This is a genomic window from Streptomyces tendae, assembly GCF_014650435.1.
Lineage (GTDB): Bacteria > Actinomycetota > Actinomycetes > Streptomycetales > Streptomycetaceae > Streptomyces > Streptomyces tendae.
Map to the genome: position 1 here is coordinate 86,999 of NZ_BMUY01000018.1, position 20,922 is coordinate 107,920.

Below are 20,922 nucleotides of genomic sequence, written 5' to 3' on the forward strand. Positions count from 1 at the left end.
GGAGAGTCCGCCGTGAGGTCAGCCGTCGACGCCGTCGCCTCCGCGGAGTTCCACGCCTTCTTCGAACGCCACTACGCCGAACTGGCCCGGCTCGCCCACCTGCTGACGGGCGAGCCGGACGCCGCCGACGACCTCGCGGCGGACGCCCTGCTGGCCCTGTGGCACCGCTGGGACCGGGTCCGCGCGGCCGACCACCCGGTGGCGTACGCGCGCGGTGTCGTCGCCAACCTCGCCCGCACCCGGGTCCGTACGGCCGTGCGCGAGCGCAGACGCGTCGCCCTGTTCTGGTCGCAGCGCGAGGAGCGCACGGAGAACCCCGATGTCGCGGGCGTGGTGGACGTACAGGAGGCGCTGCGCCGACTGCCGTTCCGCAAGCGGGCGTGCGTGGTGCTGCGGCACGCCTTCGACCTCTCCGAGAAGGAGACGGCGCTGTCCCTGGGCGTGTCGGTGGGCACGGTCAAGAGCCAGACGTCGAAGGGAGTGGCCGAACTCCAGCGGTTGCTCGGCACCCGGGCCGCTCCCCGTGCCCCGCGGCTGGTGCGCGCGGCGATCGCACGCAGTGGTGGGGCCGCGGGAGGGACCCGATGAGCGGGCCGCGGCGGGACGTGGACGAGGAGCTGCGCGCCCGGCTGCGCGCGGCGGCCGGGGAGCACCGGCCCGACCGGGCCCGGATCCTGGCCCGGGTGGAGCGCGGCACGGCGGCCGGGAACCGCGGGCCGACCCGTGTGCGGCTGCCGGGCTGGGTGCGGGTGGCCGGTGCGACGGCGGCGGTGGCGGGTGTCCTGGTGGCCGGCGGCTACACCGTCGCCTCGGCGGTGCGGGACGACGCGCCCGCGCGGCGCCCGGTCGCCGCACCGCCCGGGTCGCGGGAGACCGGGTCGCGGGAGTCCGGCCCGGTCTGGTCGAGCGGCGCGGTCGACCCGCACAGCAACGAGTTCTGGGCGCAGAGCAACGTCACCCTGGGCACCAGCACTCCCCTGACCTCGCTCACCGTCGAGCTGCGGGTGGCGCAGACCGGCTCGGTGACCTCCACCGGGGCCTGGCGGTCGCTGCCGGAGGACGACTTCACGTTCAGGCGCGACGAGCGGGACGGCTTCCTCGTCTACCGGTGGACACTCAAGGCGGGCCGGACCGTCCCGGCCGGCGAGTGGATGTTCGCCGGGCAGTACAACCACGAGCGGGGTGGCCGGGACGCGGGCGGCGACCGCTACTCGGCGGCGGCCACCGCGGCGTCCGGCTCCCTCGCGGTCCGGGGCGGCTTCACCCCGGGCGGCTGAGCGGGCGACCCGCTACTCGACGAAGTACGTCGGGTTGGGCAGCTTGTACGTGCGGTCCGCGTAACCGCCCTGGAGGTCGGAGTACTGGTCGCCGAAGTTGGCCACGATGTCGTACCCGAGGTCCCGCTCGATGTGCCGGCGGGTGCCCGCCTTGTACTGCACGGTGGTGCACTTCCAGGTGCCCGGAGTGGCGCAGTGGGCCAGGTAGGACGGCGGGTTCGCCTTGTCCTTCAGGAAGACGTGGCCGGTGTCGAGGTTCACGTCGGCGCCGACCTTCTTCAGGTTCTCGACGGCGGCGGTGCGCTGCGCCTCGCCCAGCCCCGAGTTGTAGAAGACCTCGACGCCCTTCTTCTCGGCGTACCGGGCCAGTTCGGGGCTGCCGGGGACGGCGGGACGGTCGGCGCGGTCGACGTAGGCGGCCCAGGTGGCGCCGTCGTAGCCGTAGTTGTTCTTCTTCTCGTAGTCGAGGCTGAGGAGCAGCGTGTCGTCGATGTCGAAGACGACCGCCGGCCTGGTGTGCTCGCGGTGCGCCGCGCGGGCCGCCCGGTCGATCTGCTTCTTCGCGGCGGCGTCGACGCGGGCCAGGTCGGCGGCGTACGGGCTGTCCGGGGCGGCCTGGTAGACGCCGTCGGCGTCGAGCGTGGTGCCGTAGTAGGCGTCGATGTCCTTGGCCAGCACCCCGATGTTGTACGGCTCGTGGGTGGAGTTGGCCGTCGACTGGCCGGCGGTGGCGGCGCCCGTTCCGTAGAGGACGGCACCGGCGACGGCACAGGCAGCGGTGACGGTCGCGATGCGCAGTGGTTTATGCATGACACAGGTTTCTACGCGCGTCACCCCGGTGGGCGCGAGACCCGTGGCCGGATCCGCGCCCCTTTACCTGGCAAAAATCGCGTCAAGCAGGTCAAGTGCGCAGGGACGGCGGGCCGGTCAGCGCCGCCGCTCGTACGGCCGCCAGTCGCCGAGGTACGCCTGGCGGGTGTGCGCGGCGGCCTCGGCGCGGGTGAGCTGCGGCCGGTTCTCGGGGACGGTGGTCGCGGCGCCGGGGCCGGTGTTGCGGTACTCGCGGAACCGCTGCTCCTGCCAGGGGTACGCGTCCCGCATGTTCGCGTACGGCGCCACCGCGTCGATGCCCGCGCCCAGGTGGGTCTCGCGCACGGTGAGCATGGGGCGGGCGGTGGTGTCGGAGCTGGGCACCCAGGGGCGGGCCAGCTTGTAGTAGCCGTCGGGGGCCTCGCTGCTGACGCGGCCGCGGACCACCAGGTAGCCGCGCGGGTTGGCGCCCGCCGTGGACGGCGCGAACACGAAGCCGTAGGGGGCGGCGTCGAGGTCGGGACGGACCAGGGTGCGGAAGTGGCAGTCCTCGTACACCGCGCTCGCCCGGCCGAAGACGAAGTCGACGTCGCCCTCGACGTAGCAGCGCGCGTAGTACTGGCGCGCGAAGAGGCCGAGGTCGCGGGTGTCGGCGTAGAGGGTGTCCTGGTGGCCGAGGAAGTGGCAGTCGTGGAAGGCGGACCGGTCGCCCATGACCTTGATCGCGACCGCCTGGGTGCCGGTCCAGTCGGGCTGGTCGGCACGGAGCCAGTCGTTGGCGAAGGTGATCCTGCGGGCGGTGAAGCCGTCGGCGCGCACGGTGGTGGTGGCCGACCCGCTGGTGCCGAGGGTGCCCGAGCCGTCCGGCTTGGGGGTGCCGGCCGCGTTGTCGTACACGATGACGGCGTCGCGCGGGTCGCCGGAGGCGCCGATCCAGGTGGCCCCGGTACGGTCGGCGTCGACGGAGACCGTCTCGCGGTAGGTGCCGGGGGCGAGGACGAGCGTCCAGCCGTCGCCCTCGGTGGCGTCGACGGCGGCCTGGACGGAGGTGAAGTCGCCGCGGCCGTGCGGGTCGACGTACAGGGTCTTCGGTGTGCGGCGGGCGGCCGGTGAACCGTACCGGCCGAAAGGCCGCGGACGCGGGTGCGGGCGCGGTCGGGTGCCGGCGGCGGCCGGGCCGGCGGCCGCGAGGCCGAGTGCGGCGCCCGCGCCGGCGGTCGCCAGGAGGAAGCCTCTGCGGGACGGGGCGGCGGGTCGGTGCATACGGGTGCTCCTTCGGGAGGGACGAAGACGGCCGGGGTGGGCCGGGGCGGTGCGGGCGCCCCGGCCCGGTTCGTGGGACGGGTGTCGGCGCCCGTCAGCGCAGCCGGCCGGCGCCCGCGCCGCGGTCGACGACGGAGGGGACCGCCCGGGACGGCAGGACCTTGGTGCGCAGCGTGGGCGTCCAGCCCGCGCCGGAGCGGAGGGCGGCGTCCGGGTTCGCCGCGTTGTGGGCGGCGATCAGGTCGACGGTGCGGCCGTTGACGCTGTTGTGCGCGGCGCTGAGCGGGGAGTCGTTCCAGCGCTTGAGCACCTGCGCGGGGGCGACGCCGGCCGGCAGGGTGAAGGCGTTGTGCTCGGCGACGATGGCGGACTCCTTGCCGACGCCGAAGCTGTAGGCGTAGTCGTCGGAGGCCACGAAGTGGTTGTTGTAGACGTCGACCTGGCCGAAGCGGACGCGGGGCGCGCGCTCGACGAGGTTCTTGAACAGGTTGTGGTGGAAGGTCGCCTTCAGGTGGCCGCGGTCGACGGCGGCGGTGGACTCGCTGTCGCTGTTGCCGATCAGGATGGTCTTGTCGTGCTCGGTGAAGACGTTCCAGGACGCGGTGACGTAGTCGGCGCCCTTGACGATGTCCAACTGGCCGTCGTGCTGCTGGTAGAGCATGCCGAAGTAGGTGGGCGCCGCGCTGTCGGGGTGCTCGCCGTCGGTGAAGGTGTTGTGGTCCAGCCACACGTGCGTCGACCCGTACACGACTGCGCTGTCGTACTCGGAGTTCCAGTTGCCCTGGTCCCCGTCCGTCGGGTCCCACTGCGGGAAGCAGTCGACGGGGCTCTCGAAGGTCAGGTTGCGGACGATGACGTTGTCCACGTCCTTGATCTGGAGGCTGGCGCCCTTGAGCGCGGCGCCCCGGCCGACACCGATGATGGTGGTGTTGGAGGGGACGTTCGCCTTGATGGACCGGTCCTGCTGTGCGGCGGAGGCGCGGCGCAGGCCCTCGGGGCTGTCGTCGGGCTCGGCGCTCAGGTCGGTCTCCATGCCCCAGTTCTCCGGGGAGTACTTGTCCAGGTAGGCGTCGAAGTCGTACCCGGGCGCGGCGAATGCCTCGCAGCCCTCGGAGACGGCGTCGACGGTACCCCTGACCTTGATGATCCTGGGCGCGGTGCCTTCGGCGGCGAGGGCGGCCCTGAACTCGGCCCAGGTGGAGACGGTGTACACGCGCTCCGCGTCGGCGGCGGCCCCGCCGGTGGTGCCGGTGCCGTGGGACGCCCAGCCGTCGTTCGCGGGGAGCGTCTGCCGGGCGGTGTCCCGGGGGTGGTGGTGACCGGGGCGGGCCTCGGCGGCGGCGGCCGTCAGGCTCAGTACGAGGGCGGTGCAGCCGACGAGTGCGGCGGTTCTCTTCGTGGCATGCCCATGCCATCTACGGGTGCTCATGCTGCGGCTCTCCCTTGCTCTGGGGGTCGGTCGACGGTCGTGGGTGTTACGCGGTGGCCGGTGCGGGCCAGCTGATCCAGGACTCGGGGATCTCCTCGTCCAGCCGGCGCACGTCCCGGTGCGCCAGTACGCGCCCGCGCAGCAGTTCCCGGGCGACGATCCGGGCGATCGCGATCGCGCCCGGCGGATTGAAGTGGGTGTTGTCCTGCTCGGTGGCGGTCCAGTTGAAGTACGCCTTGGTCCCCTCGGCCCCGAGCCGCTGCCACAGCGCGAGCGACAGCGCCTGTACGTCGAGCAGCGTCACACCCTCCCGCCGCGCGAGGGCCCGCATCGCCGCCGGGTACTCGCCGTGGCTCGGCACGGCGTTCCCCGCCGCGTCGAACCGCCGCCGCTCGACGGGCGTGGCCAGCACCGGCCGCGCCCCGCGGGCCCGCGCCCCGTCGACGTACATCCGCAGATATTCCTGGTACGTCGTCCAGGGCTCGGTGTACCGGGTGGGGTCCTCGTCCTTCTCGTCGTTGTGCGCGAACTGGATCAGCAGGAGGTCGCCGGGCCGGATCGCACCGAGGACGACGTCGAGTCGCCCCTCGTCGACGAAGCTCTTGGAACTCCGCCCGTTCACGGCGTGGTTGGCGACCTCCAGCTCCTTGCGGAGGAAGAAGGGCAGGGCCATGCCCCACCCGGTCTCGGGCGCGGCATCGGAGTACTTCTGCGCGGCGGTGGAGTCCCCGGCGATGTAGAGGGTGCGGGGGCGGTGGCGTCCGCCGGCTTGGGCGGTACCGGTGGCGGCGAACGCCAGGGGAATGGAGGAGACGACGGCAGCGGCGACCTGTCTTCGGCTGAGCGACACGCGGGTCTGCCTTTCAAGAAGGGGATGGGACAGCCCCCAGGGGCGCGGGGAACTGCGCGACAAGCCACGGACGGCCCGCAGCCCGCAACGAACGACGGACCGCCCACGGCGAAACCGAGACCGCCGGCTAACCCATCTGTTCCGTCCACTCGGCCTGCGCCTCATTCAGCTTGTCGGCCAACCCGTCCAGGAAATCCTTCGCACTCATGTCACCCAGCAGCACCTTCTGGAATCCCGGCTCGCTCTCCGACTTGGACACGGTGTTCCAGTCCGGCAGGTAGTACGGCAGCTGGACGATGGTCGTGGACCCGTCGTTCAGCGCCTCGGCCGCCAGCTTCGTCGGCTCGGCCTTCTGGATCCACGTGTCGTTCGCGGCCTCCGTGTTGGACGGCACCTGGCCGGCCGACTCGTTGAACTTCGAGTTCTGCTCCTTCGACGTGGCGAACTCGATGAACTTCCAGGCGGCCTCCTTGTTCTTCGAGCTCTTGAACATGCCGAGCCCGTCGACCGGGTTGGAGACCTGGACCCGCTTGCCGGAGGCGCCGACCGGCTGCGGGATGCCGCGGAACTTCTCGACGCCGAGCGCCTTCACGTGGTCCTGGTAGGAGCCCAGGTTGTGGTTGACCATGCCGATGGTGCCGGTGTCCCACTGGGCGACCATCTTGGCGAAGTCGTTGTTGACGTCGGCGGCCGGCGTGACCTTCTTGTAGAGGGCCGCGTACTTCTCCAGCGCCTCGACGTTCTTCGGGTCGTTGACGGTCGTCTTCTTCTTGTCGGCGTCCCAGAACGAGGTGATGCCGGACTGCCCGTACATCGCGTCGAACGCCTGGGCGATGGATCCGGAGCCGCCGCGGATGGTGTAGCCGAACTCGTTCTTGCCGGCGTCGGTCAGCTTCTCGGCGGCCTCGTAGAACTTGTCCCACGTCGTCGGAGCGTCCAGACCGGCCTTCTCGAACAGGTCGGTGCGGTAGTAGAGGACGCCGTTGTTGGCGGAGGTCGGCATCGAGTAGAGGGTGCCGTCGCCGCCGCCGGCGGCCTTCAGGGACTCGACCATGTCCTTGTTGAGCTTGCCGCTCAGGGAGGACTTGGTGAGGCGGTCGTCCAGCGGCTCCAGGGCGCCCTGGGCGGAGAAGCCCGCGAGCATCGACGCCGTCACGCCGCCGACGTCGGGCAGGCCGCCGCCCTGGATGGCGGTGTCGACCTTGGACTGGTACTCGGTGGCGGCGATCCCGACGTACTCCACGTCGATGTCCGGGTTCGCCTTCTCGAAGTCGGCGATGATCTCCTTCCAGACGGCCGTGCGGATGCCGCCGTTGTTGTCCCAGAAGACGATCTTCCCCTTGCCGCTGCCCTCGGCGCCCTTGTCGCCGCCCGCCCCGCTGCCGTCGTCACCGCAGGCGGTGGCGGTCAGCGCGAGTACGGCCCCCAGGGCGACGGCGGCGGACGTGCGGCGCCTGACTGTGCCTTTGTCTCTGCTGCTGAGCATGCTGATCCTCATTGGTCGGCTCTCTTCTTCTGGGTCTTCTGGGTGTTCCGGGTCTTCCGGGTCCAACAGAGCGGTGGAACGACAACGTGGGGGTTCAGTGGGTTCGGTGGGGCCCGACGCGCAACCGCGTGAAGGTCGCGGTACCGGCCTGTCCCCTGCCGACGGGGGCGAGGGCGAACAGCCCGATCAGTGCGCCGACCCAGCGCCAGGGGGTGGCGGCGAACTCCTGGCCGACGGGGATGGCCGACGAACCGTCGCCCGGGTCGCCGTCGCCGAGGTCGTAGGAGAAGCGGCAGCGCGCCCCCGGCACCGTCTCGATCCGCAGCCGGGCCCGTCCCCCGGGCGCGGGGCGGGGCCGGTCGGCGTCGCGCTCGGCCTCGGCCACCGACTCGGCGAACCGGTGCACCAGGTGCACGGTCCCGTCGGTGTCCCGCTGGAGCCCGATCCAGCGGTAGGCGTCGCCGAGCACCGCGAGCCCGGCCCGCGCCCCGGGTTCCTCGCTGTCCAGGCGCAGCTCGACCTCGATCACCGAGGGCTCGCCGGGGAAGCGCTGGGTGAGGACGCTCGGCAGCAGGCGCAGGTCGTGCGCGTCGGCCGAGCGGACGCAGGCGAGGCGCAGCCCGTCCCCGGCGTGCTGGGTGGCCCAGCCGGCCCGGGGGTTGGCCGTCCACGACCACTGGCGGCCGAACCGTCCGCCGGGGAAGTCGTCGTCGGTCGCGGGTGCGGCGGGCGGCTGCGGGGGCAGCGCGGGACGCGGGTGCTCGGCGACCGGGGCGCCGTCGTCCCCGAGGACCGGCCAGCCGTCCGGCGACCACGTCATCGGCTGGAGGTGGACGACCCTGCCGTACGCGCCGCGCTGCTGGAAGTGCAGGAACCAGTCCTCGCCTGACTCAGTGCGCACCCAGCCGCCCTGGTGGGGGCCGTTGACGTCGGTGTCCTTCTGCTCCAGGACGACCTTCTCCTCGTACGGTCCGAAGAACTCGCGGGAGCGGAAGGCGCCCTGCCAGCCGGTCTCCACCGAGCCGGCGGGGGCGAGGATCCAGTACCAGCCGTCGTGCCGGTAGAGCTTGGGGCCCTCCAGGGTGAACCAGCCGGGGAGCCGGTCGGCGTCGACGATCACCGTGCCGTCGTCGAGGAGTCCGGTGCCGTCGGGGCGCATGCGGTGGCCGGTGAGGCGGTTCTTGATGCCGGAGCGGGAGCGGGCCCAGGCGTGCACGAGGTACGCCTCGCCGGTCTCCTCGTCCCACAGGGGGCAGGGGTCGATCAGGCCCTTGCCCGCCTTGACCAGGTGGGGCACGGTCCACGGGCCCCGGATGTCGGGGGCGTTGACCTGGAAGACGCCGTGGTCCGGGTCGCCCCAGAAGATCCAGAAGCGGCCCGCGTGGTGGCGCAGGGACGGTGCCCAGACGCCGCAGTCGTGGCGGGGCCTCGCGAACTCCCGCTCGGGCTCCAGGCGCTCCAGGGCGTGCCCGACCAGGGTCCAGTCGACCAGGTTCCGGGAGTGCAGCAGGGGCAGGCCGGGGACGCGGCCGAAGCTGGAGGCGGTGAGGTAGAAGTCGTCGCCGACGCGGACGACGTCCGGGTCGGACCAGTCGGCGTTGAGGACGGGGTTGGTGTACGTCCCCGGGGTCCCGGGGGCGGTCTCGGCGGCGGTCACGGGCTCACCGCCTTGCGGACGAGGGCGGCGGCGCCGTCGGTGTCGAGGCGGCCGTCGGCGACGACGGTGACGATCCGGCGGACCAGGGTGTCGCGCGGGGCGACGGTCACCCGGTCGTCGTGGGCCAGCGAGGAACCGACCCCCGGGTACTCCTCGGTGCGCACGAACCACGGGTCGCGCCTGGTGCGTGCGGTGGCGCCGGCGAACACCAGCGACCAGGTCTCCCCGGTCAGGGCGAGCCAGTCGGCGCTGCGGCCGTGCACCTCCCGCTCGCCCTCCCGGTCGGCGGTGAAGACGCTGGGCGCCGCGCTCTCCTTGCGGGCGCGCCAGAAGAAGCCGCCGTAGGCCGCGCCGGGGCGCCCGTTGGTGGCGGGGCTGCCGAGGCCGAGCGGGTCCGGGGTGACGTTGGTGAGGGAGAAGGTGAAGTCCAGCGCCCAGGCGGTGGCGGTGAGTTCGGTGGCCGCGACCGTGCGGCGCTCGCGCAGCAGCTCGGTGCCGGCGGCGACCCAGCGCAGTTCCTCGACGAACCCGTCGGGGTCGCGGAGTTGGAAGGCGGTGTGCCGCTGGGTGCCGTGGTTGTCCAGCTCGGTCGGCCCCCGTCCCCGGACGTAGGTGCGCCCGCCCCAGAAGTTGTGCCCCTCGACGTCGGGAACGGCGACACCGACGCCGAGGTGATGGAGGTGGTCGGCAGGGCTGAACTCGGTGACGGCCGTGCCGGCCAGGGTGGTGACGGGGTGCAGGTAGGGGCGCGGCGAGAGCCGGTGGGGCAGCTCGGGCCGGGTGACGTAGCGGGCGACGGGGCGGCCCGCCACGCGCAGCACCGGGGAGTCGTTGCCGGTCATCGGGTGCTCACCTCGTAACGCGGGTGCTCGGTGCGCGGCGCCCAGGGCGCGCCCAGTTCGGAGTAGAGGGAGAGGGTGTCGGCCGCGGCGGCCACGAGGCCGTCGATGCCCGGGACCACGCGGCGTTCCTCGCCGGGGACCCGGTGCCAGGCGGCGGCGGGCAGCGGCTCCGGGTCGGGGGCCCGGCGGATCGCCTCGACGACCCGCATGAAGGCGCCGGTCTCGTCCGGGGGTACCAGCAGGGGGACGCCGGTGGTGAGGTGGGCGACCAGGTTCTCCAGCAGGTCGGTGCGGTCGTGGTGGAACTCCTCGGGGCCGTGGCCGCCGCGCTGGAGCAGGACGCGGTCCTGCTTGTACCAGAAGGTGACGCGGCCGCTGGAGCCGTGCACCAGGACGTACGGCTCGTCGGCCCGCTCCGCGCACAGGGTCGCGGCGACGGTGACGCGGTGCCCTCGGGCGGTGCCGATCCGCACGCAGGAGGTGTCGTCGGCCTCGATGTCGTTGGCGTGGCTCAGCTCGGTCTCGATGCCGGTGACGTCCTCGGCGCGGGCGGTGCCGCCGACCGCGAGGGCGGTGGCGACGGCGTGCGCCAGCGGGTTGGTCAGCGCGCCGTCGATCACGTCGGCGCCGTTCAGCCGCCGCTTGCCCGACCAGGGTGCCCGGCGGAAGTATGCCTCGTCGCGCACCCATGCCCCGGCCCCGCCGACGCCCACGACCTCGCCGATCGCGCCCTCGGCCACCAGTTCCCGGATGGCGGGGACCGCGCGCGAGCCCAGTGACTGGAACCCGATCTGGCAGGCGACCCCGGCCTGAGCGACCCCGTCGGCCATCCGCCGGAACTCGGCGTACGACGGCGCCGGGGGCTTTTCGAGGAGCAGGTGCACACCCCGCCGGGCGGCGGTCAGGGCGAGGTCGGTGTGGGTGGGGATCGGCGTGCAGATCACGGCGATCCGGGCGCCGGTGGTGTCGAGCAGGGCGCCGAAGTCGGCGGACTGCTCGGGGAGTTCTCCCCCGGCCTCCTGTTCGGTCAGCGGGGTCAGCTCGCAGATGCCGGCCAGCCGGACCAGTCCCGCCCGCTCCAGGCGGCGGATGTTGGCGACGTGCCAGCGGCCGTGGCCGCGGGCGCCGGCGAGGACGACGGGGACCGGGGTCATCCCTTCACCGCCCCCGCGCTGAAGCCGGTGATCAGCCACTTCTGGATGAAGGCGAAGACGATGACGACGGGGACTGCGGCGACGATGCCGCCGGCGGCGAGCGCGCCGAGGTCGACGCTGTCCGCGCTCATCAGGGAGTTGAGGCCGACCGGGATGGTCTGCTTGTGCTGGTTGTTGAGGAACATCAGGGCGAACAGGAAGTGGTTCCAGGAGTGCACGAAGGCGAAGGAACCCACCGCGATCAGGCCCGGCCGCAGCAGCGGCAGTACGACGATCCGGAAGGCCCGGAACCGGCCGCAGCCGTCGACCCAGGCGGCCTCCTCCAGGGAGTACGGCACGTTCTTGATGAAGTTGCTGATCAGGATGATCGACAGCGGCAGCTGGAAGACCGTCTCGGCGATGATGACGCTGCCCAGCGAGTTGATCATCTGGAGCCCGGCGAAGATCTCGAACAGCGGCACCAGGAGCAGCGCGCCGGGCACGAACTGGGAGCAGAGCAGGGCGAGCATGAAGACCCGCTTGATCTTGAAGTCGAACCGGGCGAGGGCGTAGCCGCCGGCCAGCGCGACGAGCGTGGTCATCACCAGGGTCGCGAGCCCGACGTACACGCTGTTGGTGAAGTAGGTGCCGAAGCCGCGGTCGGTCCACACCTTCTCGAAGTGCTCGGTGGTCATCGGCCAGGGCACGAGCGAGGTCGAGCCGGCCGGACGCACCGCGAAGAGCAGGATCCAGTAGAACGGGATCAGCGTGAAGACCAGGTAGATCCCGAGCGGCAGGTAGATCTGCCAGCGGGGCACCTCGTCCCAGGCCGGGCGCTTCTTGCCGGGCCGCGTCGGCGCGGGGGCGGCCGGGGCGGGGGCGGGGGCGGCCGCGACGGCCTCCTTGGTGATCACTTGTTCTCGCCTCCGAACTTGCTCAGCCGCAGGTAGACGATCGAGCAGAAGAGCAGGATCACGAACGCGACCGTGGTGAGGGCCGACGCGTAGCCGAAGTCGTGGGCGTCGACGCTGGTGTTGGCGATGTACAGGGGCAACGTCGTGGTCTCGCCGGCGGGTCCGCCGCCGGTCAGGGTGTAGAGCAGGTCGACGTTGTTGAACTCCCACACCGCGCGCAGCAGCGTGGACAGGATGATGGCGTCCTTCAGGTGCGGCAGCGTGATGTGCCAGAACTGCTTGATGCGGCTGGCGCCGTCGACCTCGGCGGCCTCGTACAGGTCCTTGGAGACGGACTGGAGGTCGGCGAGGATGAGGATCGCGAAGAAGGGCACGCCGCGCCAGAGGTCGGCGACCACCGCCGCGGAGAACACGGTCGAGGTGTCGGAGAGCCAGCTGGTGCCGTACGAGCCGATGCCCATGTCCGCGAGGTAGCGGGTGACGCCGGTCTGGGAGTTGTAGAGCAGCACCCAGATCGCGGAGGTCAGGACGCCGGAGACGGCCCACGGCGAGAAGACCATGGCCCGCCCGATGCCCCGGCCCACGAAGGTCTGGTTGACGATGAGCGCCAGTGCCAGGCCGAAGAGCAGCTGCAGTCCGACCTCGACGAAGACCCACTTGGCACTGAAGACGAGGGTGTCCCAGAACACCGGGTCCTCGGTGAAGATCTTGACGAAGTTGTCGAAGCCCGCGAAGCCGTTCCGCCACGGCTTGGTGGGGTTGTACTCCTGCAGGCTGTAGTAGAAGACGCTGATGACCGGGTAGGCGATGAAGCCCAGCATCAGCAGGGCGGCCGGTCCGATCAGCAGGTACGGGAGCCTGCGCGGCGTGGCCGAGGCACGGCGCCGCCGGGGTGGCGCGGGCGGTTTCGCCACGGCTGCGGCTTGGGCCATGACAGTTCTCCGTTCAGTTACGTCTACGTCGTGCGGGTGTCGTACAGGAAGCGCTTTCTCGGCAGGCAGGGGTGTGCGGAGGCGGTTCGTGCCGTGCGGGGTTCAGCCGGCGTACGGGTCCCGCACCTTGCCCGGGCGGGCCAGGAACTCGAAGTCGCAGCCGGTGTCGGCCTGGGTGATCTGTTCGTTGTAGAGCGCGCCGTAACCGCGCTCGTAGCGGGCGGGCGGTGGTGTCCAGGCGGCCCTGCGACGCTCCAGCTCCTCGTCGTCCACGTTGAGCCGGAGCGAGCGGGCCTCGACGTCGAGGGTGATGGAGTCGCCGGTGCGCACCAGGGCGAGCGGTCCGCCGACGTACGACTCGGGGGCCACGTGCAGCACGCACGCGCCGTAACTGGTGCCGCTCATCCGGGCGTCGGAGATCCGGACCATGTCCCGCACGCCCTGCTTGAGCAGGTGGTCGGGGATGGGCAGCATCCCGTACTCGGGCATGCCGGGGCCGCCCTTGGGTCCGGCGTTGCGGAGCACCAGCACGCTGTCGGCGGTGATGCCGAGCTCCGGGTCGTTGATGGTGCGCTGCATGGTCCGGTAGTCGTCGAAGACGACGGCGGGACCGGTGTGCTTCAGCAGGTGCGGCTCGGCGGCGATGTGCTTGATGACGGCGCCGTCCGGGCAGAGGTTGCCGCGCAGCACGGCGACCCCGCCCTCGCTCGCGACCGGGTTGTCGCGGGTCCTGATGACGTCGTCGTGGTGGACGAGGGCGCCGTCCAGCTGCTCCCGCAGGGTGTCGTGGGAGACGGTGGGCCGGTCCAGGTGGAGCAGGTCGGTGATGCGGGAGAGGAAGCCGGGCAGTCCGCCGGCGAAGTGGAAGTCCTCCATCAGGTACGTCTGTCCGCCGGGCCGGACGTTGGCCAGTACCGGGACGGTGCGGGCGATGCGGTCGAAGTCGTCGAGGGTGAGGGTGACGCCCGCGCGGCCCGCCATGGCGATCAGGTGGATCACGGCGTTGGTGGAGCCGCCGAGCCCGAGCACGGTGGTGACGGCGTCCTCGAAGGCGTCGGCGGTGAGGATGTCGCTCAGCCTGCGGTCCCGGTGGACGAGTTCGACGATGCGCAGTCCGGCGGCGGCGGCCATCCGGTCGTGCCCGGAGTCGACGGCCGGGATGCTGGAGGCGCCCGGGATCGTGACGCCGAGGGCCTCGGCTGCGGCGGTCAGCGTGGACGCGGTGCCCATCGTCATGCAGTGGCCGGGCGAGCGGGCCAGACCGCTCTCCAGTTCCTGCATCTCGCAGTCACCGATGAGGCCGGCCCGCTTGTCGTCCCAGTACTTCCACATGTCGGTGCCGGAACCGAGGGTCTCGCCGCGCCAGTGCCCGGGGAGCATGGGCCCGGCGGGGACGAACACCGCGGGCAGGTCCACCGTGGCGGCGCCCATGAGCAGGGCGGGTGTGGACTTGTCGCAGCCGCCCATCAGCACGGCGCCGTCGACCGGGTAGGAGCGCAGCAGTTCCTCGGTCTCCATGGCGAGGAGGTTGCGGTAGAGCATCGGGGTCGGCTTCTGGAAGGTCTCGCTGAGCGTGGAGACCGGGAATTCGAGGGGGAAGCCGCCCGCCTGCCAGACTCCCCGCTTGACGGCCTGGGCGCGGTCGCGCAGGTGGACGTGGCAGGGGTTGATGTCGGACCAGGTGTTGAGGATGGCGATGACGGGCTTGCCGAGGTGCTCCTCGGGCAGGTAGCCGAGCTGGCGGGTGCGTGCTCGGTGGCTGAAGGAGCGCAGTCCGTCCGTGCCGTACCACTGGTGGCTGCGCAGCTCTTCCGGGGGCTTCCTGGGGGTCATATGGACCACCCCGCGGCGATGGCGGCGACCTCGGCGCGTTCGCTCTCGGGCAGCGGCTTGCTCGGCGGGCGGACCTCCCGGCGGCACAGGCCCAGCGAGGCGAGGGCCTCCTTGACCACGGTGACGTTGTTGGCGGAGCCGTTGGCGGCGCGCAGTTCCTCGAAGCGGCGGATCTGCTCCCAGACCTTCATGGCGGCCGGGTAGTCACCCGATCGAAGCGCTTCGATCATGTTCATCGAGACGGCCGGGGCGACGTTCACCAGGCCCGAGGTGAAGCCGGTGGCGCCCGCGCTGAAGTACGAGGGGGCGTACGGCTCGGCGAGCCCGGCGACCCAGACGAACCGGTCGAGGCCGGCGTCGCGGGCGAAGGCGGCGAACTTGGAGGCGTCCGGGACGGCGTACTTCACACCGATGACGTTGGGGCAGGTGTCGGCGAGGTCGGCGAGGCGGGCGCCGGTGAGCTGGGCGTTGCGGATGTAGGGCACGACACCCAGCTCGGGCACGGCCTCCGCGATGGCACGGTGGTAGTCGACCCAGCCGCCCTGGGAGACGTAGGGGTGGACGGGCTGGTGGACCATCACCATGGAGGCGCCCAGCTCGCGGGCGTGCCGGGCGGAGGCGACCGCGGTCGGCAGGTCGTGGCCGACACCGACCAGGATGTCCGCGCGCTCGCCGGCCTCCTCGATCGTCAGCTCGGTGACGAGGCGGCGCTCGGCCGGGTCGAGGGCGTAGAACTCCCCGGTGTTGCCGTTGGGGGTGAGGGTCGTGATGCCACCGTCGAGGAGACGACGCAGCAGGGCCCGGTAGGTGGCGGGGTCGACGGTGCCGTCCTCGGCGAACGGGGTCACCGGGATCGCCACCACGTCGGCCAGGGCCGCCCGCTGGGTCTCGAACGTCGCTGTCATGCCTGACCGTCCTCTTCCTGGGCCGCGGTCCCCGCTTCGGGGAAGGCCCGCTCGACGAAGGACGCGATGTGCGCGTGGAGGGCGCGGGCCGCGCCGTCCGCGTCACCGGCGAGGGCGAGGCGCAGGATCTCCTGGTGCTCGCCGGCCTCCCGTTCCCAGGAGGGGTCGGCGGCCCAGGCGACCGCGGAGACGAGGGCCGCCTGGTCGCGGACCTCGTCGAGCATCCGGCCGAGCAGCGGGTTGCCGCACGGCACGTACAGGGCGCGGTGGAACTCCCGGTTGGCCAGCGACCGTTCGGCGGTGTCGGTGGCCCGGTCGGCCTGGGTGAGCGCGTCCCGGGCGGCGTCCAGGGAGGCACCGCGGCGCACGGCGCGCTTGAGCGCCTCGGGCTCCAGGAGCAGGCGGACGTCGTAGACCTCGCGCGCCATGTCCGCGTCCACCATGCGCACGGTGACGCCCTTGTACTGGCTCATCACGACCAGTCCGGTCCCGGCCAGCGTCTTGAGCGCCTCGCGCACCGGTGTCTTGGACACCCCGAACTGTGCGGCGAGGTCGGTCTCGACCAGGGCCTGGCCGGGCGTCAGCCGGCCGGTGAGGATGCGGCGTTTGATCTCCTCCAGCACGTACTGCGTGCGGGAGGGGATCGGCGTGGGCACAGAGGTCATGCGCGCCTCTCGGAATCTCGCGTCGGATACGCGGACAGATCTCGTGCACGGACAGATCCCGGGCATCAGATCTCGCGTATCGCGTCTCATATATGACGTACGGAGTACGACGCGTTGAAGGTAAGAGGGGCGCGCGGCGACGTCAATGCTTCTGACAAAGGAAGTTGTTCGGAGGAAGTCGTTCGGAGGAAGTCGTTCGGTGCCGCCTTGCTCAGGCGGTGCGGGTCCAGCCCGGGTCCCGCCCGCTCAGGCCCACCGCGCGCTCCAGCAGGGGCGCGTCGGCAGGGACGGGGACGACGGTGCCGAACATGCCCGCGTCCCGGTCGGACTCCTCCGCGGCGGCGGCGAGCAGCCCGTACGCCGCCTGCAGCGCGGCCGGGTCGGGGACGTACTCCTGGCCGGTCGCGCGGGCCAGGTCCCAGCCGTGGATGACCAGTTCGTCGGCGACGACGGCACCGGCGACGGCGCCGGGCAGGTCGATGCCGCCGGCCCGGGTCATACCGGTCCAGGCGTCAGGCTCGCGCCAGGCGTCGGCGAGTTCTCCGAGGACCTTCGCCAGCTCCTCGCGCCAGCCGGGTCCGACGTCCGGCACGGACGCCTCGGGGCTGGTGTCGGTGGTGGGCCCCAGGTCCTTGCGCGCGGCGTCGCGGAAGGCCACGGCGAGACCGGTCAGGTGCCCGAGCAGGTTGCGCACCGCGAGGTCGGGGCAGGGCGTCGGGTCCGCGAGCCGGTCGTCGCGCACACCGTCGGCGAGACGGGCGAGGATCCGCGTCTGCGGTCCGAGGTCGAGGGTGGCGGTGGTGGGCTCTTGGGTCATCGGTGGCTCCCGGGAACGTGTGCTCGCTCTGTCGGGAGGTAGACCGATCACGACAGCGAAACTCATCGGCCTGCGAGCTCGCTTCCTAGGGCACCTGCCCGATGCCGGGGGCGGCGCCTTAGCCCCACGATGACCAGGCATGACGACAAGAACGACGGACACGGGGAAGACGGGACGCGGCACCTGGCCCCTGGCCCGGGTCCTGCGCGACCGCAACGCCGGCCTGTATCTCGCCGGGGTGGTGGTGTCCGGTTTCGGCAGCTCGGCGCTCGGCCTGGCGGCGGGCGTGTGGGTGAAGGACCTCACCGGCTCGGACGGCCTGGCGGCGCTGTGTCTGCTCGCGCTCTGGGCGCCGACCCTGGCCGGACCCGCGCTCGGCACGGTCGCCGACCGGGTCCGCCGCAAACCGCTGCTGATCGCCGCGAACCTGCTGCCGGCCTGCCTCCTGCTCACCCTCTTGGCCCTCGACTCGCGGGGCGCCCTGTGGCTGCTGTTCGCGGTGCTGTTCCTGTACGGCGTGGCCGGTGTCGTCCAGGACGCGGCCGAGTCGGCGCTCGTGGCCGCCGCCGTCGATCCCGGCCTGCTCGGCGACTTCAACGGACTGCGCATGACCGCGGGCGAGGGCATGAAGCTGGTCGCGCCCCTCGCCGGTGCGGGGCTCTACGCGGCGTACGGCGGCCCGAGCGTGGCGGCCCTGGACGCGGCGACGTTCGTGCTGGCCACGGGGCTGTACGCGGCCCTGCGGGTGCGGGAGGCGCCCCCGGAGCCACCGACGGTGAACTGGCGGCGCCGGACGGCGGAGGGCGCCCGGTACCTCTGGGGGCACCCGGGGCTGCGCCCGCTGGTCCTCGCGGGCGGGGTGACGATGCTGTGCGCGGGCGTCGGCGGCGCCACGCTGTACGCCGTCGTCGACAACCTGGGCCGCTCCCCCGCCTACGCCGGTGTCCTGTACGCCGTCCAGGGTGCCGGTTCGGTGGCGGTCGGGATCCTGTCCGGCCCCGCCCTGCGCCGCCTGGGCCCACGCCGGTTCGGGGCGGCCGGGATCGCGCTGTTCGCGGTGGCGTTGGCGCTGCGGGCGGTCCCGTCCGACGCGGTCGTGTGGGCGGCCGGCGCGGCGGTCGGCATGGGCCTGCCGACGGTTCTGATCGCCGCGTCGACCGCCGTGCAGCGCGAGACGCCGGGGCCGCTGCTGGGGCGGGTCTCGGCGACGGCCAACTCCCTGGTCTTCGCCCCGAACGTACTCGGCCTGGCCGCGGGCGCGGCCCTGGTGGAGACGGTCGACCTGTGGCTGCTGCTGCCGGCCGTGGGCGCGGTGCTGCTGGGGACGGCGGCGGCACTGGCGCCCGTACGGAGGCCGACCGACCGGCGCACGCCGTCACCCGCGTAGGGCCAGCCACTCCTGGAGTTCGACGATGTTTCCCTCCGGATCCACGAGGTGGGCGACCCGCATGCGGTCCGTCATGGGGGCCGGAGCACGCAGGAGCCCGGCTCCCCGCGCGGTGACCTCCTCGCAGTAGCGGTCCAGGTCGTCGACCCGCAGGACGACGAGCGACCGGTGGCCGGCCGGCTCGGCGGCGAGTTCGCCCAGCACCTGGGCCAGCTGCGCGCGGTCCTGCAAGGCGATGCCCGCGGTGCCGCCGTCGGGGGTGAACTTCGCGTACGGGCCGTCCTCCGCCTCGAACTGCGGCTTCAGCCCCAGCACGTCCCGGTAGTAGCGGTAGCAGCCGGCGAAGTCCGTGACCAGCAGGCGGACCTGCGCGAGTTCCATGGGCATCCCCTTCGCAGAGCGCGACGAGGGCCCGCGGGGTCGGTCGGTGAGGACCGGCCAGGACGCCCTCGTCCACACCTTACGCGGCCGCCCCGAGCCCCGCCCGCACCGCCTCCAGATCCCCGTCCGACGCCAACCCCGCGTGGTACAGCCGCAGTTCCGTCGCGCCCAGGTCCCGCGCTCGGACGGCGTCCGCGGCGAGGGTGCGGGGGCTGCCGCCCATGCCGGTGACCACCGTGAGGTTGGCGGCGAGGACGGCCCCGTCGACGGCCTGTTCGGCGAACGGCGTCAGCAGGCCGGCCCCGCCCGTGCAGGGCACGATCACGCCGTCCGCGACGGACAGGACGTGCGCGGGGTCGACGCCCGCGTTGGCGCCGCAGTGGAAGGAGGCCGGGTCGGCGTGCAACAGGATCCGGAAGCCGTCGGGTGCGGCGGCGCGGACCGCCGCGACCGCCGCCTCCTGGAGGGTGCGGGCCCGGTCGTCCCGCCACGCGCGCGTGGCGTTCGCCGTCGCCTCGCCGAGGAGCTTCTCGACGCCCGCCCAGCCCCCGTCCGCCGGCTCCGTCCCCCGCCACACCGGCTCCAGCGCGGTGCGTACGCCGGCGGCCAGTTCGTCGGCGTCGAGGCCCCGGGTGCCGTAGCCCGCGCGGCAGTCGGGGCAGAAGCACAGCGACATGAGGTACTGCCCGGCGTCGCCGAGGGGCACCCCGCCGGTCTTGTCGTGGGCGTGCAGGTGGGCGAGGCCGTACCAGCCGAGGGACTCCAGTTCCGTGCCGCGCGCGCCGGGCCGCACCGCCGCCTCGGCGGCCAGGTCGGTGAGGTACGCGCGCGTGGCGGGCTGCGCGATGCACGGCGCCCAGGGGTAGCGGTCGCCGTAGGCGTTGAGGACGGAGGTGTGCGGGTGCTCCGCGCCCAGGCGGGAGTTGTGGGCGAGGACGACCCAGGTGTGCACGTCGAGGCCCGCGTCCGCGAGGGCGGCGGCGGCCTCGCCGTACGCGTCGCCGGGGGCCCAGTCGCCGGACTCGTACGGGCGGAGTGTGCGGCCCTGCCAGCGGGCGCTGTCCGGCGGGTAGAGGACGGCGGCGTGCTCGGCGGTGACGACGCGGTGGCGCGGATGGCGGGGGGTGAGGGCGCGGGTGGAGTGGTAGGCGGCGGCGAGGGTCACCTGCGCCACGCCGAGGTCCGCGATGCGCGCCGGGGCTTGCGGGTCGCCGTTGACGTCCCAGGGATAGACGAACGCGGACGCCTTCACCGGCCGACTCCTTCCGCGAGCAGCGCCTGGCCCCGCTCGATGATCTGCGCGAGCTGCTTCACGTGGTCCTCGGCCGGCTCCTGCAACGGCGTGCGTACCTCCCCCACGTCCAGGCCGCGCAGCCGTACGCCCGCCTTGACCAGGGCGACGGCGTATCCACGGCCCTGGGCGCGCAGTTCGACGAACGGCCGGTAGAAGCCGTCCAGCAGGCGGTGAACGGTGGTGTCGTCGCCCTCGCGCAGCGCCCGGTGGAAGGCGAGGGCGATCTCGGGGGCGAAGCAGAACACGGCGGACGAGTAGAGGGTGACGCCGAGCGCGCCGTAGGCGAGCTGGGTCTGTTCGGCGGTCGGGAGCCCGTTGAAGTACAGGAACTCCTCGCCGGGCAGCTCCGTGCGCACCGCGCTGACGGTCCGCTGCATGAGGTCGAGGTCGCCGAGCCCGTCCTTGAGGCCGACGATGCCGTCCGTGCGAGCCAGTTCGACGACGCTCGACGGGGTGAACACGGCGTTGTCGCGCTGGTAGACGATCACGGGCAGCGCGGTCGCGGCGGCCACCTCCCGGTAGTGCCGCACCAGTCCCTCCTGACCGGCGACCACCAGGTAGGGCGGCATGGCGAGCAACCCGTCGGCCCCGGCCTCCTCGGCGAGGCGGGCGTAGCGCACGGCCAGGGCGGTGCCGTAGCCCGCGCCCGCGAGGACGGGCACCCGGCCCGCGCTCTCCTCGACGGCCGCGCGGACGCAGGCCGCGAACTCCTCGGGGGTGAGGGCGTGGAACTCGCCGGTGCCGCAGCAGGCGAACACGGCGGCGGCACCGGCCTCGACCCCGCGGCGCACATGGGCGCGGTAGACGTCGAGGTCGAGTCCGCCGTCGGGACCGTACGCCGTGACGGGGAAGAACAGCGGTCCGCTGGGCACGGTGAGCCGGGCGGCGAGAGGGGCTGAGGTCACGGGCGCTCCCCATTCCGTGTGCGTGGTCGCATCACGACCGTCGTCGTCACACTTATGATCTGCGTCTATATTTCTGAACGCCACCACGCTAAGCCGCCCGGCGAACACCGTCAAGCAGGCACCCTCTTGACGCGTGACCACC

The 20,922-nt window shown here is 72.6% G+C and carries 20 protein-coding genes; 3 read left to right on the top strand and 17 right to left on the bottom strand.

What is annotated here, in order from left to right:
* Positions 1-12: 12 nt before the first annotated feature.
* Positions 13-588, top strand: a complete 576-nt coding sequence (locus tag IE258_RS35000) for a SigE family RNA polymerase sigma factor (protein WP_189749863.1) — start codon at positions 13-15, stop codon at positions 586-588.
* Positions 585-1,277 carry a hypothetical protein gene (locus IE258_RS35005; protein WP_189749865.1) on the top strand — a complete coding sequence of 231 codons (693 nt, stop codon included), beginning with the start codon at positions 585-587 and terminating at the stop codon, positions 1,275-1,277. The genes IE258_RS35000 and IE258_RS35005 overlap by 4 nt, the downstream gene beginning before the upstream one ends.
* A gap of 12 nt (positions 1,278-1,289) precedes the next feature.
* Here IE258_RS35005 and IE258_RS35010 read toward each other — a convergent pair whose 3' ends face one another.
* The 14 genes from IE258_RS35010 to IE258_RS35075 all read right to left on the bottom strand — a co-directional run bounded on the left by IE258_RS35010 (position 1,290) and on the right by IE258_RS35075 (position 16,813).
* The gene (locus IE258_RS35010; protein WP_189749866.1) at positions 1,290-2,087 is read right to left on the bottom strand and encodes an HAD family acid phosphatase; all 798 of its coding nucleotides are present in this window, start codon (positions 2,085-2,087) and stop codon (positions 1,290-1,292) included.
* Between the two features lie 117 nt (positions 2,088-2,204).
* Positions 2,205-3,350, bottom strand: coding sequence for a pectinesterase family protein (locus IE258_RS35015; protein WP_189749867.1), 1,146 nt, complete (start codon positions 3,348-3,350; stop codon positions 2,205-2,207).
* Between the two features lie 94 nt (positions 3,351-3,444).
* Complete coding sequence (locus IE258_RS35020) at positions 3,445-4,779, bottom strand: pectate lyase family protein (RefSeq protein ID WP_189749868.1); 1,335 nt, start codon at positions 4,777-4,779, stop codon at positions 3,445-3,447.
* Between the two features lie 46 nt (positions 4,780-4,825).
* Positions 4,826-5,629 (bottom strand): rhamnogalacturonan acetylesterase, encoded by an 804-nt coding sequence (locus IE258_RS35025; RefSeq protein WP_189749869.1) that lies wholly within the window; start codon positions 5,627-5,629, stop codon positions 4,826-4,828.
* A 127-nt stretch (positions 5,630-5,756) separates the two neighbouring features.
* Complete coding sequence (locus tag IE258_RS35030) at positions 5,757-7,127, bottom strand: ABC transporter substrate-binding protein (RefSeq protein ID WP_189749870.1); 1,371 nt, start codon at positions 7,125-7,127, stop codon at positions 5,757-5,759.
* Between the two features lie 82 nt (positions 7,128-7,209).
* Positions 7,210-8,772: a glycoside hydrolase family 43 protein gene (locus tag IE258_RS35035; protein ID WP_189749872.1), complete on the bottom strand. Its 1,563-nt coding sequence runs from the start codon at positions 8,770-8,772 to the stop codon at positions 7,210-7,212.
* Positions 8,769-9,614 carry a DUF6807 domain-containing protein gene (locus IE258_RS35040; protein ID WP_189749874.1) on the bottom strand — a complete coding sequence of 282 codons (846 nt, stop codon included), beginning with the start codon at positions 9,612-9,614 and terminating at the stop codon, positions 8,769-8,771. Before IE258_RS35040 ends, IE258_RS35035 begins: the two co-directional genes overlap by 4 nt.
* The gene (locus tag IE258_RS35045) at positions 9,611-10,768 is read right to left on the bottom strand and encodes a Gfo/Idh/MocA family protein (RefSeq protein WP_189749875.1); all 1,158 of its coding nucleotides are present in this window, start codon (positions 10,766-10,768) and stop codon (positions 9,611-9,613) included. Before IE258_RS35045 ends, IE258_RS35040 begins: the two co-directional genes overlap by 4 nt.
* Entirely contained in the window at positions 10,765-11,661 is an 897-nt protein-coding gene (locus IE258_RS35050; RefSeq protein WP_159326508.1) for a carbohydrate ABC transporter permease, read from the bottom strand. The genes IE258_RS35045 and IE258_RS35050 overlap by 4 nt, the downstream gene beginning before the upstream one ends.
* Positions 11,658-12,593, bottom strand: coding sequence for a carbohydrate ABC transporter permease (locus IE258_RS35055; RefSeq protein ID WP_159326509.1), 936 nt, complete (start codon positions 12,591-12,593; stop codon positions 11,658-11,660). The genes IE258_RS35050 and IE258_RS35055 overlap by 4 nt, the downstream gene beginning before the upstream one ends.
* A gap of 102 nt (positions 12,594-12,695) precedes the next feature.
* Positions 12,696-14,426 (bottom strand): L-arabinonate dehydratase, encoded by a 1,731-nt coding sequence (araD, locus tag IE258_RS35060; protein WP_189749877.1) that lies wholly within the window; start codon positions 14,424-14,426, stop codon positions 12,696-12,698.
* Complete coding sequence (locus IE258_RS35065; protein ID WP_189749879.1) at positions 14,423-15,331, bottom strand: dihydrodipicolinate synthase family protein; 909 nt, start codon at positions 15,329-15,331, stop codon at positions 14,423-14,425. Before IE258_RS35065 ends, araD begins: the two co-directional genes overlap by 4 nt.
* Positions 15,328-15,996, bottom strand: coding sequence for a GntR family transcriptional regulator (locus IE258_RS35070; protein WP_159326512.1), 669 nt, complete (start codon positions 15,994-15,996; stop codon positions 15,328-15,330). Before IE258_RS35070 ends, IE258_RS35065 begins: the two co-directional genes overlap by 4 nt.
* 211 nt (positions 15,997-16,207) lie before the next feature.
* Complete coding sequence (locus IE258_RS35075) at positions 16,208-16,813, bottom strand: TIGR03086 family metal-binding protein (RefSeq protein WP_189749881.1); 606 nt, start codon at positions 16,811-16,813, stop codon at positions 16,208-16,210.
* Between the two features lie 139 nt (positions 16,814-16,952).
* On the opposite strand from IE258_RS35075, the gene IE258_RS35080 reads away from it, so the two are divergent.
* Complete coding sequence (locus IE258_RS35080; RefSeq protein ID WP_189749882.1) at positions 16,953-18,200, top strand: MFS transporter; 1,248 nt, start codon at positions 16,953-16,955, stop codon at positions 18,198-18,200.
* Here IE258_RS35080 and IE258_RS35085 read toward each other — a convergent pair.
* From IE258_RS35085 to IE258_RS35095, 3 genes are all read right to left on the bottom strand, one after another.
* Entirely contained in the window at positions 18,189-18,581 is a 393-nt protein-coding gene (locus tag IE258_RS35085; RefSeq protein ID WP_189749884.1) for a VOC family protein, read from the bottom strand. The two genes, IE258_RS35080 and IE258_RS35085, sit on opposite strands and share 12 nt — an antisense overlap.
* A 79-nt stretch (positions 18,582-18,660) precedes the next feature.
* Complete coding sequence (locus tag IE258_RS35090; protein WP_189749885.1) at positions 18,661-19,833, bottom strand: hypothetical protein; 1,173 nt, start codon at positions 19,831-19,833, stop codon at positions 18,661-18,663.
* Complete coding sequence (locus IE258_RS35095) at positions 19,830-20,780, bottom strand: 5-dehydro-4-deoxyglucarate dehydratase (RefSeq protein ID WP_189749887.1); 951 nt, start codon at positions 20,778-20,780, stop codon at positions 19,830-19,832. Before IE258_RS35095 ends, IE258_RS35090 begins: the two co-directional genes overlap by 4 nt.
* Positions 20,781-20,922 lie beyond the last annotated feature (142 nt).

Excerpts from the sequence above, each read along its gene's own strand:
- IE258_RS35015 (WP_189749867.1), bottom strand. The coding sequence starts at position 3,350 with ATGCACCGACCCGCCGCCCCGTCCCGCAGAGGCTTCCTCCTGGCGACC.
- IE258_RS35075 (WP_189749881.1), bottom strand. The coding sequence starts at position 16,813 with ATGACCCAAGAGCCCACCACCGCCACCCTCGACCTCGGACCGCAGACG.
- IE258_RS35005 (WP_189749865.1), top strand. The coding sequence starts at position 585 with ATGAGCGGGCCGCGGCGGGACGTGGACGAGGAGCTGCGCGCCCGGCTG.
- IE258_RS35070 (WP_159326512.1), bottom strand. The coding sequence starts at position 15,996 with ATGACCTCTGTGCCCACGCCGATCCCCTCCCGCACGCAGTACGTGCTG.
- IE258_RS35065 (WP_189749879.1), bottom strand. The coding sequence starts at position 15,331 with ATGACAGCGACGTTCGAGACCCAGCGGGCGGCCCTGGCCGACGTGGTG.
- IE258_RS35010 (WP_189749866.1), bottom strand. The coding sequence starts at position 2,087 with ATGCATAAACCACTGCGCATCGCGACCGTCACCGCTGCCTGTGCCGTC.
- IE258_RS35020 (WP_189749868.1), bottom strand. The coding sequence starts at position 4,779 with ATGAGCACCCGTAGATGGCATGGGCATGCCACGAAGAGAACCGCCGCA.
- IE258_RS35055 (WP_159326509.1), bottom strand. The coding sequence starts at position 12,593 with ATGGCCCAAGCCGCAGCCGTGGCGAAACCGCCCGCGCCACCCCGGCGG.
- IE258_RS35045 (WP_189749875.1), bottom strand. The coding sequence starts at position 10,768 with ATGACCCCGGTCCCCGTCGTCCTCGCCGGCGCCCGCGGCCACGGCCGC.
- IE258_RS35080 (WP_189749882.1), top strand. The coding sequence starts at position 16,953 with ATGACGACAAGAACGACGGACACGGGGAAGACGGGACGCGGCACCTGG.
- IE258_RS35040 (WP_189749874.1), bottom strand. The coding sequence starts at position 9,614 with ATGACCGGCAACGACTCCCCGGTGCTGCGCGTGGCGGGCCGCCCCGTC.
- IE258_RS35030 (WP_189749870.1), bottom strand. The coding sequence starts at position 7,127 with ATGAGGATCAGCATGCTCAGCAGCAGAGACAAAGGCACAGTCAGGCGC.
- IE258_RS35085 (WP_189749884.1), bottom strand. The coding sequence starts at position 18,581 with ATGGAACTCGCGCAGGTCCGCCTGCTGGTCACGGACTTCGCCGGCTGC.
- araD (WP_189749877.1), bottom strand. The coding sequence starts at position 14,426 with ATGACCCCCAGGAAGCCCCCGGAAGAGCTGCGCAGCCACCAGTGGTAC.